The sequence below is a fragment of the Micromonospora hortensis genome (genome assembly GCF_022230935.1).
Taxonomy (GTDB): domain Bacteria; phylum Actinomycetota; class Actinomycetes; order Mycobacteriales; family Micromonosporaceae; genus Micromonospora; species Micromonospora hortensis.
Genome location: NZ_JAKKFE010000007.1, coordinates 1 through 14,320, shown reverse-complemented (window position 1 = coordinate 14,320; position 14,320 = coordinate 1). Strand labels below are relative to the sequence as shown.

Below are 14,320 nucleotides of genomic sequence, written 5' to 3'. Positions count from 1 at the left end.
CGCAGCGTATCGGGCGACGCGAACGGGCACGGCGTCGCCCGCGCACCCGGGTCACCCCGCGTTGACGGACATTCCCGGATTTCCGGGCGTCAACCGGCAACGGGTTTGCGCTGCGCGGACCAGATCCACCAGGCTGGTCGCCATGCCCGCCGCCTCGACCACCCTCCGCATGCTCGCCGTGTCGGTCATCGCGTCGCTCACGGTCACCGGCTGTCAGACATTCGAGGACGCCGGAGTCGCCATGGGCCGCTCGGAACTCGTCAACGACCTCGCCGCCCGGCTCGATCGGGCACTGGAGTTGACCTACTCGGCCGACTACCAGTTGCCCGGCGGCCAACGCGCCGCGATCGTGCAGGCGCAGGACCCGGCGCGATCCACGTACACCTACCCGGGCGGGCAACTCACCGTCACCCCGGAGGCCATCACCCGGTGCACGACGACCGCCGCGCGCCCGCAGTGCACGCTGATCACCCCGCCCACCCCGGGCAGCAAGCCCACGGTGACGCTGTTCGGCGAGGCCAACCAGCAGGGCCTCGTCACGCCGCCGGTGGTGGTCGGGCTGCTCACCGCCGCAGCGCTCGACCCACAGGCGGTGATCAAGCAGAGTGACACCACAGTCGCCGGGCGCCACGCCGCCTGCGTCGTGGTGGAGAGCTCGTCGTCCGGCGACTTCACCGCCTGCGTGACCACCGAGGGCGTGCTCGGCAGCTTCACCGGGCCGGTCGACGGCAAGCCGATGGAGTTGGCGCTGAGCAACTACTCCGCGACCGTCGACGAGGGCGCGTTCGAACCGCCCGCCGGCGCCGCCGTCGTCGACCGCCGCCCCGGCGGCTCGTGACCGACCCACCGGTCGAGCCCCCAACCGTCGCGCCGCCCGGCGGGTTCCTGCCGGGAGCCGACCGGAGCCGGCCTCCCGGCCCCAGCGACCTGGCCCTGCCGGTGACCGGCGCGAAGCTGCTGACCGGCGTCGACGGCCATCCCCTCCGCGTCGCCGATCTGCCCGTCGACACCGACTGGGTGCCGCTGGGCACGCTCGACGGAGTGCCCGCCTGGGGCGCCGACCTGACCACCACCGCCAACGACCTTCCCGGCCGGGCGCGCGGCTGGGCGTCCCTCGCCGCCGAGGTGCCGGAGCCGCACGCCACGCTCGCCAGCCGGGCGCTGGCGGTGCTGACCTGGCGGCGTACCCACCGGTGGTGCGGCGCCTGCCGAGCGGAGCTGACCGACCGACCCGGCGAGACCGCCCGACAGTGCCCCGACTGCGCGCTGTACGTGCCGATGCAGCTCTCCGCCGCCGTACTGGTGGCGATCACCCGGCCCGGTCCGCCCGGGCACGTCGACGAGCTGCTGCTGGTGCAGCACGCCACCGGTCCGACCGGGCTGTGGGCGCTGGTGGCCGGCTTCGTCGAGGCCGGCGAGACGCTTGAGGCGGCGGTACACCGGGAGGTCGGTGAGGAGGTCGGGCTGCCCGTCGACCGGCTGGCCTACTTCGGCAGCCAACCCTGGGCGATCTCCGGCCCGGGCGTGCTGCTCGCCGGCTTCACCGCCCGTGCCGCCGACTCCGGGACCGAACCGGTGGTCGACGGGCGGGAGCTGACCAGGGCTCAGTGGTTCGGCCTGGATGAGCTGCCGGCGCAACTGCCGCCCGCGTACTCCATCTCGCGCTGGCTCATCGACGCGACGGTGACCGCCGCGCGGCGCTGAGACCCGCGCGGCCCGGCGTTTCTGCTCAGAGACCGAGCAGGGTGCGCAGGTGGCGCGGGGGCGGGCAGTCGTGGGCGAGCATCGCGTCGTGCCAGTCGCGGACCGACACCCCGGCCGGACGGGCGGCGGCGATCTCGGCCACCTCGCTGTACCCGACGAAGTAGGTGGAGAGCTGGGTGGAGGTCAGTTGCGCGCGCCGCCACTTGCCGGCCGCCTCGCCCTCCTCCTGGAAGCCGCGCCCGGTCATCAACGCCATCGCCTCGGCCTCGGGCAGGTCCTCGGCGTGCACCAACTGGTCGAGCAGCGCGTTGATGGTCATCCGCAGTTGCATCTTGAGCTGCTGCAGCCGCACCGGCAGACCGCCGAAGCCGAGCCCCGTCATCACCTCCTCCGCGTAGACCGCCCAGCCCTCGATGAACGGGCCGGACTCGGCCAACGCGCGGACCCGCGTCCCACCGACGTAGCGGCGGGCGTGGGCGAGCTGAAGGAAGTGCCCCGGCATCGCCTCGTGCACCGTCAGGTTGCGGATCATATGAGCGTTGTATTCGCGGTAGAAGGAGTCAACCCGCTGCGCCGGCCAGTCCGACGGGGTGGGCGCGATGCAGTAGAAGGTCGGCAGGGCGGCGGTCTCCAGCGGGCCGGGGGCGTCGCAGTACGCCACAGCGACCCCCCTGGCGAACTCCGGCATCTCCTGGATCACGCACCGGTCGTCCACCAGTGTGACCAGGTCGTGTGCGCGGACGAAGTCGGTCGCCTCGTCCAGTGTCACCCCGGCCAGCTCGACGATCGTCGCGTCGTTCGGGTGCTCGGCGGCGAGCAGGTCCAACGCCCGACGTACCGTCGCGTCGTCGGCCGGACCACCGACCAGCTCGACGGCGGCCTCGCGGATCTCCGCGGTGACCCGGTCCAGGTTGGCCCAGGCGCGACGCTGGATTTCGGCGGCGCCCAACTCGGTGTCGAGGGTGTGCCAGAGCCGGGCCTCCCAGCGGCGCCGGCCCAGTCGCGGGTCACGGCCGGGGCCGGCGTCGGCGGCCAGGCCGGCGCGCAGCCAGGCCACGAACTCGTCCAGCGCGGCGATCGCGGCGGTGGCCGCCGGCTCGACCCGGCCGAGGTGGCTCGGGGCCTGGGCGAGCAACGCCGGAAGCTCGTCGCGGATCAGTGCGGCCGTGCCGGTGAACTGCCCGACCGCCGTCTCCGCGTGGACGCGCGGCATGTCCCGCAGCGTCGCGCGGGCGGTGGCGAGGGCGTCCGGTACGGCGCCGAGCCGGCCGGCGAGTTGGGTCAGCCGCACGTCCACGGGGGCGTACGGGCGGGCCAGCAGCGGGTGCAGCAGCGGGCCGGGGTTGTGCCGCAGCGGATCCCACTCGTGCGAGCGGATCTCGGTCAACTCGAACAGCTCCCGGTCCACGAATGCGCTGAGCAGCGCGTGGTCCACCTGCTCGTCGACGTCGAGCGAGTCCGGGTCCAGTTCGGACAGTGCGTTGGCAGCGTCGGAGAGCATCGCCCGATCGGCGGTCAACCCGTCGGCGGACAGGTCCGGCAGCCTGTCGTCGAAGCGGTGGTCACCGGCGGCGGTGGCAACCCCCGGCCGCGACTCCAGTAAAGCCTCGACAACCCGCTCAGCCAGCACCCCAAACGCTTCCACCGCACCACCCTACCGACCGCTGTGCGCTCCGCCCCCGGTTTCACCCACCCCGTCGATCATGAAGTTATTGCCATCCACCTCGGCGTGTCGGAGCAATAACTTCATGATCACCGCGGGCTGGTGGGTGGGGGTGGGGGTTCGGCCTTGCGGATGGCTTCGGCGTGGGCGAGGGTGGTGCGGCGGAGGGCCGCTTCGGGGTCTATGCCCGCCTCGCGGGCGGCGGCCACCCTTGCCAGCAGGTCGGCGCCCAGTCTTGCCTCGGCATCCGCCTGGGTGTCGGCCGCCGGTGGGAGCGGGACGTCGATGCCTCTGCGGGCGGCGCGGTCCAGGATCTGCGTTGCCAGGGCCAGCGCGGGCTGACTCATTGCCACACCGTCCAACGCCGAGTGCCGTGCCTTCTCCGCGCGCTTGATCCGCTCCCAGTTCTCGGTGATCTCCTCCAGGGTGCCCGCCTCGGCACCGGCGAAGACGTGCGGATTACGCCGGATCATCTTGTCGACCAGACCACCGGCCACGTCGTCGATGGTCCACCGCTCATCCTCGGGCAACTCCTCGGCGAGCCGCGCGTGCAGCACCACCTGCAACAACACGTCGCCCAACTCCTCGCGCAGCGCGTCGGTGTCGTCGGCGCCGATGGCGTCGTACGCCTCGTAGCTCTCCTCCAGCAGGTAACCGGCGAGGCTGCGGTGCGTCTGCGCCCGCTTCCACGGGTCGCCACCCGGAGAGGCCAGCCGATCCAGCACGGCCACCGCGTCGAGCAGTCGGGCACCCGGCGGATCCCACGAGCCGTACATCAGCTCCATCTCGGCCAACCCCGGCTGCCGGGCCAGCCGCAGACCCAACTCCCGGGCCAGCGCCTCGTCACCCGCCGGGCCGGCCAGCCACACCACTGTGCCGTGCGTCGCCACCGCGTCCAGCAACGGCTGCGTCGCCGGGCCGTCCACCACAGTGACCTCGGCGCCCGCCTGGCGCACGGCAGTGGTCAACTCGCTGTCCGCGCCGGTCAACACCGGGTGCTGGCGTACGACGTCCCAGGCCGCGGCCGTCAACAGGCCGGCGGGCAACCGAGGTGAGGTGACCAGGAGGACGATCCGTGCCGTCATGCTCAGCTGGCCGTGCCCTCGGCCTCCGGCGTCCCGGTCGGCCCCTCCGGGGTGGAGATGTCGGTGACCGCGTCGGAGCCCGGCTCACCCAACGGCACGCTCACCGCGGGTGCGTCATCGCTGAAGCTGAGCAGCGGGAAATCGAGCGGACGGTACCGAGGGCTGACGGTGACGTCGTAACGACCGACCGCCTCGGCCAGGATCCGCTTGGTCGCCAGCGCGCCGCGTAGCTGCTCGCCGTCGAGCTGCTGGGCGGCGGCCTCGTCGGTCACGTCGGCGGGGATCTTGCCGGCCGCACGCCCGGCGGCGATCACGTCGGCGAGCTCCTCCTTGGTCGGCTCGATCGGCTCGGCCGGCAACCCGGACAGGCAGGTGAAGAACTTCGCCACCTCCCGCACGTGCCCCGTCTCCGGGTCGAGGCTGAGCTGCTGGGCGGCCTGGTCGACAGTCACCTGGCCGCGCGGCTGGTAGTTCTTCTCGGCGGAGAGCTTCTCGCACACCTTGGTCAGCACCATGGCCCGAACCACGTCGGCCACCTTGGGCAGGGTCGGTTGCGGCGCCCCGGGCTGCCCACTGGCGGAGGATTCCGGCGCCGGGTTCTTCGTCCGCAGGTCCTTCATCGCGGCGGTGACCTGAACGTCGGTGATGCGCTGGTCACCGATGTAAGCGGCGATACCAGGCTCAGCACGGCAACCGGAGAGGGCGACGAGGCCGAGCGCCACAGTGGCGACGGCGGCAAGACGGCGAGCACGCATAGCCGCCACTCTCTCACGCCGTCACCCGGGGTTGTGACACCCCCCACCTTCGCTCATCCCACGACCAGGGACGGCGTCGACGCGACCGTCCCTGGTCCAGAGCACACAGCCGGCTCAGGCGTTCGCGGCGACGGCGAGCGGGGCGGGGGCACCGAGCACATCGGAGAGCAGTTGCGCGCACCACTGGAGCAGCGCCTGGTCACGCAGCGGCTCGCCACCGATCCGACGGGTGGTCGGTCGGGGCACGCTGACCTGGTCGGTGGCCTGCTTGTAGACGGCATCCGGGTGGTAGCGCTTGAGCCGCATCTGCTTCGAGTCCGGCAACGGCAGCGGGCCGAACCGTACGTGCTTGCCCTGCATGGACACGTCGGACAGGCCGTAACGGCGGGCCAGCAGACGGAACCTGGCCACCTCCACCAGGTTCTGCACCGGGGCCGGCGGCTCGCCGTACCGGTCGGTCATCTCGGCGATCACCTCGCCCAGCCGCTCCTCGTCGCGCGCCTCGGCGAGCTTGCGGTACATCTCCAGTCGCAGCCGCTCCACGCTCACGTAGTCGTGTGGCAGGTGCGCGTCGACCGGCAGATCGATCTTGACATCGGTCTCCTCCTCCGGCCGCTCACCCTTGAACGCGGAGACCGCCTCGCCGACCATCCGCACGTACAGGTCGAAGCCGACGCCCTCGATGTGCCCGGACTGCTCGCCACCGAGCAGGTTGCCGGCGCCCCGGATCTCCAGGTCCTTCATCGCCACGTACATGCCGGCGCCCAACTCGGTGTGCTGGGCGATGGTCGCCAACCGCTCGTGGGCGTGCTCGGTGAGCGGCTTCTCCGGCGGGTAGAGGAAGTAGGCGTACGCCCGCTCCCGGCCCCGGCCGACCCGGCCCCGGATCTGGTGCAGCTGGGCCAGGCCCAGCAGGTCGGCCCGCTCCACGATCAGCGTGTTGGCGTTCGGGATGTCGATGCCCGACTCGACGATCGTGGTGCAGACCAGGACGTCGAACTCCTTCTCCCAGAAGCCGACCATGACCTTCTCCAGGGCGTCCTCGCCCATCTGGCCGTGCGCCACCGCGACCCGCGCCTCGGGCACCAGCTCCCGCAGTCGCCGTGCCGCCCGGTCGATCGACTCGACCCGGTTGTGCAGGTAGAAGACCTGCCCGTCGCGGAGCAGCTCACGGTGGATGGAAGCGGCCACCTGCCGGTCGTCCTGCGCGCCGACGAAGGTGAGCACCGGGTGCCGCTCCTCCGGCGGGGTGGCGATGGTGGACATCTCCCGGATGCCGGTGATCGCCATCTCCAGGGTGCGCGGGATCGGAGTGGCCGACATGCTGAGCACGTCGACCGACGCGCGCAGCGTCTTCAGGTGCTCCTTGTGCTCGACACCGAAGCGCTGCTCCTCGTCGACGATCACCAGACCGAGCTGCTTGAAGCGGGTCGCCGTCTGCAACAGCCGGTGCGTACCGATGACGATGTCGACGGTGCCGTCGGCGACCATCTCCAGCGTCCGCTCGGTCTCCTTCGGCGTCTGGAACCGGGACAGCTGCCGGATCTGGACCGGGAACTGGCTCATCCGCTCGGCGAACGTGTTGTAGTGCTGCTGAACCAGCAGGGTGGTCGGCACCAGCACCGCCACCTGCTTACCGTCCTGCACCGCCTTGAACGCCGCCCGGACCGCGATCTCGGTCTTGCCGTAGCCGACATCACCGCAGATCAGCCGGTCCATCGGGACGGTCTGCTCCATGTCCCGCTTGACCTCGTCGATCGCGGCGAGCTGGTCCGGCGTCTCCTGCCAGGGGAAGGCGTCCTCCAGCTCGCGCTGCCACGGCGTGTCCGGGCCGAACGAGTGCCCCTTGGACGCCTTGCGGGCGGCGTAGAGCTGGATGAGCTGCGCGGCGATCTCCCGGACCGCCTTGCGGGCCCGGGCCTTTGACTTCTGCCAGTCCGAGCCGCCCATCTTGTGCAGGGTCGGCTGCTCGCCGCCCACGTAGCGGGAGAGCTGGTCGAGCTGGTCGGTCGGGACGAACAACCGGTCGCCGGGTTGGCCCCGCTTGCTGGCCGCGTACTCGATGACCAGGTATTCCCGGCTGGCGCCGTTGACGGTGCGCTGCACCAGCTCGACGTAGCGGCCGATGCCGTGCTGCTCGTGCACCACGTGGTCGCCGGTCTTCAACTCCAGCGGGTCGATGGTGTTGCGCCGACGGCTCGGCATCTTGCGCATGTCCCGCGTCGAGGTGCCCCGACCGCCTGTGACGTCATTGCCGGTGAGCAGCACGAAGCGGGACGCCTCGTCGACGAACCCGCTGCTCAGCGCACCGCAGGTGACCACCAGCTCGCCGGGGACGGGCGCGGTCGGCACCTCCTCGGCCAACCGGGCACCCAGGCCGGCGTCGCGCAGCACCTCCACCGCCCGCTGGGCGGGGCCGTGCCCCTCGAAGACCAGCGCGATCGACCAGCCCTCACCGGCCCAGCGCTTGAGGTCCTCGACGACCCGCGAGGTCTCGCCGTGATAGAGCGGCGCCGGTTGGGCGGACAGGGTCACCGCGATGGCGTCGTCCGGAGTGACGGCGGCCTGCTCGGGCGCGTCCTCCCAGGGCTGCCGGGTCTCGGCGGTCTCCCCCTCAACCAACCCGAACGGGGACAGCGTCCACCACGGCTGGCCGAGCCTGCCCGCGGCGGCGCGTACCTCGCCGAGGGTGCGGAAGGCGGCGGCGCCGACGTCCACCGGGGCCTGGCCGCCGACCGCGGCGGCGGCCCAGCTGGCCTGCAAGAACTCCTCCGACGTACGCACCAGGTCGTGCGCCCGCGTGCGGATCCGCTCCGGGTCGCAGAGCAGGACGTGGGTGCCGGCCGGCATGGCGTCCAGCAGCAGCTCCAGTGAGTCGGGGCCGACCAGCACCGGAGCCAGGGACTCCATCCCCTCCACCGGGATGCCCTCGGCCAGCTTGTCGAGGATCTCGGCCAGCTCGGGGTGCTGCTCGGCGAGCGCGGCGGCCCGGTCGCGAACCGCCGGGGTGAGCAGCAGCTCGCGGCAGGGCGGCGCCCAGAGCAGCGGAACCTGCTCGATGGTCCGCTGGTCGGCGACGGCGAAGGTGCGGATCTCCTCCACCTCGTCGCCCCAGAACTCGACCCGGGACGGGTGCTCGTCGGTGGGCGGGAAGACGTCCAGGATGCCGCCGCGCACCGCGAACTCGCCGCGCTTGGTGACCAGGTCGACCCGGGCGTACGCCATGTCGGTCAACCGGCGGGCGACCTCTTCCAGGTCGGCCTCCTCGCCGGCGGCGAGCTGCACCGGCTCCAGATCGCCGAGCCCCTTCAGCTGCGGCTGGAGCAGCGAACGGACCGGCGCGACTACCACTCGCAGTGGCCCGGTGCCGCCGTGCGCGTCGGTCGCCTCCGGGTGCGCCAGCCGGCGCAGCACGGCCAGCCGCCTTCCGACAGTGTCGGAGCGCGGGGACAGCCGCTCGTGCGGCAGCGTCTCCCAGGAGGGGAAGACCACTACCTGCTCGGCCGGCAGCAACCCGCCCAGCGCGGCGGCCAGGTCGTCGGCCTCCCGGGTGGTGGCGGTCACCGCCAGCACCGGTCGCCCGGCGCCGTCGTTGTCCGCGGCGACCGCCGCGACGGCGAACGGGCGCAGCGCCGCCGGGGCGGTGATGTCGAGCCCGTCGACCTGGGCGGCACCGGAGCGCGCCAGGTCACGCGCCCGGGTCAGCCCGGGGTCGGACAGGGCGGCGGTGAACAGACCGGTGAGCAAGGGAATCCTTCCCGGGGAGTCGACGCACACGACGGCGGCCCCTCGTCCAGCCGGACGGGGGGGCACGACGACAAGCCTAGCCCCGTCGACCGACAGCCACCCCCTTCCGCCCAGGTCCGCGCCGCGCGCGTCACGCCCGCGCCCCGCGCCCCACGCCCCGCGCCCCGAGCCCCGAGCCCCGAGCCCCGAGCCCCGAGCCAAGATCGTGCTCGAACCAGGATGTAGTGGCCTCAGCGGCGCACCGATGCCCCTACATCCTGGATATTGCGCGATCTTGCCGGGTCGAGCCCCGGTCGCCGCCAGGAAATCTTGACCGTCGCTGGCGGGCGTGGTCGGGTTTCGGGATGGGTGAGCAGTGGCGGGCACAGTTCGACGCGGAGGTGAGCTTCGCCAACGGCGGCGGGCTGCGTACCGAGGGGTTCCGGCTGGACATTCCCGGTCGGGAGATCACCGACGACGACCTGGCGGCGTTGTTCGTCAGGCACCTCGGGCTGCTGATGGTCGCCGACGTACGGATCAGCGCCAAGACGGTCATCGAGGAGCCGCACAAGGGCGGCCGGGGTGTCGCGGTCGACGGCTCCGACGCGGATCGTCGGCTGGTCGAGCTGAGCCACGTGATCAGCGACGGGATGACCACCCTGCCGGGTTGGCCGGGCCCCCGGATCACCGACTGGCTGACCTTCGCGGCATCCCGTGAGCGGTACGCCCAGGGCACCGAGTTCCACGTGGCCCGAATCGACATGATCGCCAACACCGGCACGTACCTGGACACGCCCGCCCACCGCTGGGCCGGGCGCGACGACCTGACCGAGGTGTCGCTGGACCGTCTCGCCGACCTACCGGGGGTGGTGGTCCGGGTGCCGGCCGGCATCCGCGCGGTGGACCGGCTGATGCTGGCCCCGTACGAGGTGACCGGCCGGGCGGTGTTGCTGCACACCGGGTGGGACGCGCACTTCGGCACCGAGCGGTACGGCGCGCCGCAAGCGCCGCACCTGACCGGGGACGCCGCCCACGCGCTGGTCGACGCGGGGGCTGCCCTGGTCGGCATCGACTCGATCAACATCGACGACATGAGCCCGGCGGCCGCCGGCGTACGCCCCGCGCACAGCGCGCTGCTCGCCGCCGGCATCCCGATCGTCGAGCACCTGACCGGCCTGGACGCGTTGCCGCCGAGCGGTTTCCGGTTCACCGCGGCCCCGCCGATGGTGGCCGGCATGGGCACCTTCCCGGTCCGCGCCTTCGCCGTCGTCAACTCCTGACGCCACCGGCGACGCCTGCCGCACGGCCTGCGGCTGGTCACTGCCGGGCCGCCGGGCCGGCGAGCTGGTTCCACACTGTGGTCCGCAAAACGGACCATAGGCTAGCAACGTGGACAAAGAATCGCACGGCACAGCTCGCGACTGGGCGCCGCGCAGCATCGGACTGCTCCTCGGCACCCTCGTGCTGGCCACGGCGTTCATCGCGGCCTACGTCGGCGCGTTACATCAACCCACACCGCGCGACCTGCCGATCGGCGTCGTCTCCGGCGACCAACGCGCCCAGGCGACGCTCGACGCCGTGCGCGGCCAGACCACCATCCTCAAACCCATCGGGTACGACGACCCGGCCGCCGCCGAGCACGGACTGCTCAGCCGCGCGGTGTACGCCGTACTCAGCACCGGACCCGACGACGGCCTGCTCCTGACCGTGGCGAGCGCCTCCGGCCCCTCGGCCACCAGCGCGATCAAGGAGGTCCTCGGCACCGCCACCACCCGCGCCGGCACTCCGCTCCAGATCGTCGACGAGGTGCCGGTCACCCCGGCCGACCCACGCGGGGTGGTGCCTTTCTACCTGAACGTCGGGTACGTGCTCGGCGGCTACCTCGCCTCGACAGTGCTCGGGATATCCGCCGGCACCACCCCCCGTACGGCGCGACGCGCCGGACTGCGGATCGCCGCGCTGGCGGTCTACAGCGTGCTGCTCGGCATCGCCGGCGCGGTAGTCGTCGGACCCGTCCTGGACATCTGGCACCACGACGTACCGACGATCGCCGCCATCGGCGCGCTGGCCGTCTTCGCCGCCGCCATGTTCGCCAGCGCCATCCAGGGCTGGCTCGGCGTCGCGGGCACCGCGCTGGTCATCCTGCTGTTGGTGGTGCTCGGCAACCCGGGCTCCGGCGGCATCTACGCGCCCGAGTTCCTGCCCGGGGTGCTGCGCGGCATGCACCGCTGGAACATCCCCGGGCTCGCCAACGACCTGACCAAGGCCGCCGTGTACTTCGACTGGCGGTCGGCCGGCTGGCCGGCATCCGCCCTCGGGATCTGGACGGTGCTCGGAGGGCTCGGACTGGTCAGCGCGAGCCTGGTCCGGGGTCGCCGGGCCGCCTCCTCCGGCCCCGGAACAACCCGCTCCGACCCCTCGCCGGACCGCGACGGTGGTTGAGATCACCCCGGAAACACCCCTCCGCGGGGCAGTGGATCACCAGGGGGCCCTCCAGACATCCCCTGCGCGCGGATACCATCCAGTAAGTCGGACAGCGCTGTCCTTCGTATCCACGTAAGGGAGCGCATCGTGACCGACCAGCACGACCACGACGGCCCGGACGCCGCACTGCGCGCCGACATTCGCCGACTCGGCACCCTGCTCGGCCAGACCCTGGCCCGCCAGGAGGGTCGCCCACTGCTCGACCTCGTCGAGGAGATCCGCGCCCAGGTTCGCTCCGACGCCCCCGCTGCCGCCCAGCGCCTCGGCGGGCTCGACGTGACCACCGGCACCAAGCTGGCCCGCGCCTTCTCCACCTACTTCCACCTGGCCAACATCACCGAGCAGGTGCACCGTGCGCGGGACCTGCGCCGCCGTCGCGCGGTGCAGGGCGGCTGGCTGGACCAGGCCGCCAAGATGATCGCCGAGCGCGGGGTGCCGGCCGAGGAGATCGCCAACGCGGCTCGCCGGCTGGCGGTGCGACCGGTCTTCACCGCGCACCCGACCGAGGCGGCCCGGCGCTCGATCCTGTCCAAGCTGCGGGCGATCGCCGACGAGTTGGACAACGAGACCGCCAACGCGATCCTCTACGGCGCCAGCGACGAGGGCCCGGCCAACCGCCGGCTGGCCGAGTTGTTGGACCTGATGTGGCAGACCGACGAGCTGCGGCTCGACCGGCCGGACCCGACCGACGAGGCCCGCAACGCCATCTACTACCTGCGCGACCTGTACGCCGAGGCCGCCCCGCAGGTGCTCGACGACCTGGCCGACACGTTGCGCACGCTCGGTGTGGAGACCTCACCGACGGCCCGGCCGCTGAGCTTCGGCACCTGGATCGGCGGCGACCGCGACGGCAACCCGTTCGTCACCCCGGCGGTCACCCGCGAGGTGCTGACCATTCAGCACGAGCACGGCATCGCGGCCACCGAGAAGGCGATGGACCACCTGATCAACGAGGTCTCGGTGTCCCGCCGACTGCGCGGGGTGTCCCTGGACCTCTCCGCCAGCCTCGCCGCCGACCTGGACGCGCTGCCCGAGGTGGCGCAACGCTTCCGCCGGGTCAACGCGGAGGAGCCGTACCGGCTGAAGGCACGCTGTGTGAAGGCGAAGCTCGCCAACACCCGGCTGAGGTTGCGCCAGGGCATCGCACACGTGTCGGGCCGGGACTACCGGGGCTCCGCCGAGCTGATCGCCGACCTGGACCTGCTGCGCGCCTCGCTGGCCCGCAACTCCGGGCAGCTCACAGCGGTCGGCCGGCTGGCCTCCACCATCCGTACGGTCTCCGCGTTCGGCCTGCACCTCGCGACGATGGACGTCCGGGAGCACGCCGAGGCGCACCACGCGGTGCTCGCGCAGCTCTACGAGGCGGTCGGCGAGGTCTCCGACTACCCGGCGTTGACCCGGCTGGAACGCACCAAGCTGCTCGCCGACGAGCTGACCGGTCGACGTCCGCTGTCGACGCTGGACACGTCGCTGTCCGAGCCGGCCCGCAAGACGTTCGACGTGTTCAGCACCATCCGGGAGGCACAGGACCGGTTCGGCGCCGAGGTGATCGAGTCGTACATCATCTCGATGACCCTGGGTGTCGACGACGTGCTGGCCGCCGTGGTGCTGGCCCGCGAGGCCGGCCTGGTGGACGTGCACAGCGGGCGGGCCCGGGTCGGGTTCGTGCCGCTCCTGGAGACCCCGGCCGAGCTGAACTCGGGGGGTGAACTCCTCGACGAGCTGCTGTCGCTGCCCGCCTACCGGGCGCTGGTGACGGCCCGCGGTGACGTGCAGGAGGTCATGCTCGGCTACTCCGACTCGAACAAGGAAGCCGGGATCACCACCAGCCAGTGGTCGATCCACCGGGCGCAGCGCGCGCTGCGCGACGTGGCCGCCCGGCACGGTGTGCACCTGCGGCTCTTCCATGGCCGGGGCGGCACCGTCGGGCGCGGCGGCGGGCCGACGCACGAGGCGATCCTGGCGCAGCCGTACGGCACCATGGACGGCGCGATCAAGGTGACCGAGCAGGGCGAGGTGATCTCCGACAAGTACACCCTGCCCTCGCTGGCCCGGGAGAACCTGGAGCTCACCCTCGCCGCGGTGCTCCAGGCGACCCTGCTGCACACCGCGCCCCGGCAGCCGGCCGAGATGTTGGAGCGCTGGGACGCGACGATGGACGTGGTGTCCGAGTCGGCGTTCCGGTCCTACCGGTCGCTCGTCGAGGACCCGGACCTGCCCGCGTACTTCTGGGCGTCCACCCCCACCGAGTTGCTCGGCGCGCTGAACATCGGCTCCCGGCCGGCGAAGCGCCCGAACACCGGCGCGGGGCTGTCCGGGCTGCGGGCCATCCCGTGGGTGTTCGGCTGGACGCAGACCCGGCAGATCGTGCCGGGCTGGTTTGGCGTCGGCTCCGGGCTCGCCGCCGCCCGCGAGGCCGGTCTGGCGGACGTGCTGGCCGAGATGCACCGCAATTGGCACTTCTTCCGCACGTTCCTGTCGAACGTCGAGATGATGTTGACCAAGACCGACCTGAGCATCGCCCGCCGGTACGTCGAGACGCTGGTGCCGAAGAAGCTGCACCCGATCTTCGAGCAGATCGAGCAGGAGTACGAGCTGACCAAGCGGGAGGTGCTGGCGGTGACCGCCTCACCGGCACTGCTGGAGAACTCGCCGGTGCTCCAGCGCACCCTGGCCGTCCGCGACACCTACCTGGAGCCGCTGCACCATCTCCAGGTGGCGCTGCTGCGGCAGTACCGGGAGTCGGGCGCGGCCGGGCGGGCGATCGCCACCGCGCCGGGCGGCCGACGCGCACCGAGCGACGGCACCGCCCTGGAACGCGCATTGCTCACCACCGTGAACGGCATCGCCGCCGGGATGCGCAACACCGGCTGATCGGCAGGTACGGAAACGGGCCCCGGTCA

9 protein-coding genes are annotated in these 14,320 nt (G+C 72.2%); 5 read left to right on the top strand and 4 right to left on the bottom strand.

Annotated features, from left to right (window positions below):
• The first annotated feature begins 142 nt into the window (after positions 1-142).
• Together NIE111_RS04390 and nudC are read left to right on the top strand one after the other, a co-directional pair.
• Positions 143-838, top strand: a complete 696-nt coding sequence (locus tag NIE111_RS04390; RefSeq protein WP_238683157.1) for a hypothetical protein — start codon at positions 143-145, stop codon at positions 836-838.
• Complete coding sequence (gene nudC / locus NIE111_RS04385) at positions 835-1,704, top strand: NAD(+) diphosphatase (RefSeq protein ID WP_238683156.1); 870 nt, start codon at positions 835-837, stop codon at positions 1,702-1,704. Before NIE111_RS04390 ends, nudC begins: the two co-directional genes overlap by 4 nt.
• Positions 1,705-1,729: 25 nt before the next feature.
• On the opposite strand, the gene NIE111_RS04380 is transcribed toward nudC, so the two are convergent.
• From NIE111_RS04380 to mfd, 4 genes are all read right to left on the bottom strand, one after another.
• Positions 1,730-3,349 (bottom strand): DUF885 domain-containing protein, encoded by a 1,620-nt coding sequence (locus tag NIE111_RS04380; protein WP_238683155.1) that lies wholly within the window; start codon positions 3,347-3,349, stop codon positions 1,730-1,732.
• A gap of 107 nt (positions 3,350-3,456) precedes the next feature.
• Positions 3,457-4,452, bottom strand: coding sequence for a nucleoside triphosphate pyrophosphohydrolase (locus tag NIE111_RS04375; protein WP_238683154.1), 996 nt, complete (start codon positions 4,450-4,452; stop codon positions 3,457-3,459).
• 2 nt (positions 4,453-4,454) lie between these two features.
• A complete protein-coding gene (locus NIE111_RS04370) occupies positions 4,455-5,207 on the bottom strand; it encodes a hypothetical protein (RefSeq protein ID WP_238683153.1) in 753 nt (250 codons plus the stop codon).
• 114 nt (positions 5,208-5,321) lie between these two features.
• Entirely contained in the window at positions 5,322-8,954 is a 3,633-nt protein-coding gene (gene mfd, locus NIE111_RS04365) for a transcription-repair coupling factor (protein ID WP_238683152.1), read from the bottom strand.
• Between the two features lie 344 nt (positions 8,955-9,298).
• Here mfd and NIE111_RS04360 point away from each other — a divergent pair, with 344 nt between their 5' ends.
• The 3 genes from NIE111_RS04360 (at position 9,299) to ppc (ending at position 14,291) form a co-directional block, all read left to right on the top strand.
• Entirely contained in the window at positions 9,299-10,213 is a 915-nt protein-coding gene (locus NIE111_RS04360; RefSeq protein WP_238683151.1) for a cyclase family protein, read from the top strand.
• A 109-nt stretch (positions 10,214-10,322) separates the two neighbouring features.
• Entirely contained in the window at positions 10,323-11,375 is a 1,053-nt protein-coding gene (locus NIE111_RS04355; protein WP_238683150.1) for a hypothetical protein, read from the top strand.
• A 129-nt stretch (positions 11,376-11,504) separates the two neighbouring features.
• Complete coding sequence (gene ppc, locus NIE111_RS04350; protein WP_238683149.1) at positions 11,505-14,291, top strand: phosphoenolpyruvate carboxylase; 2,787 nt, start codon at positions 11,505-11,507, stop codon at positions 14,289-14,291.
• Positions 14,292-14,320 lie beyond the last annotated feature (29 nt).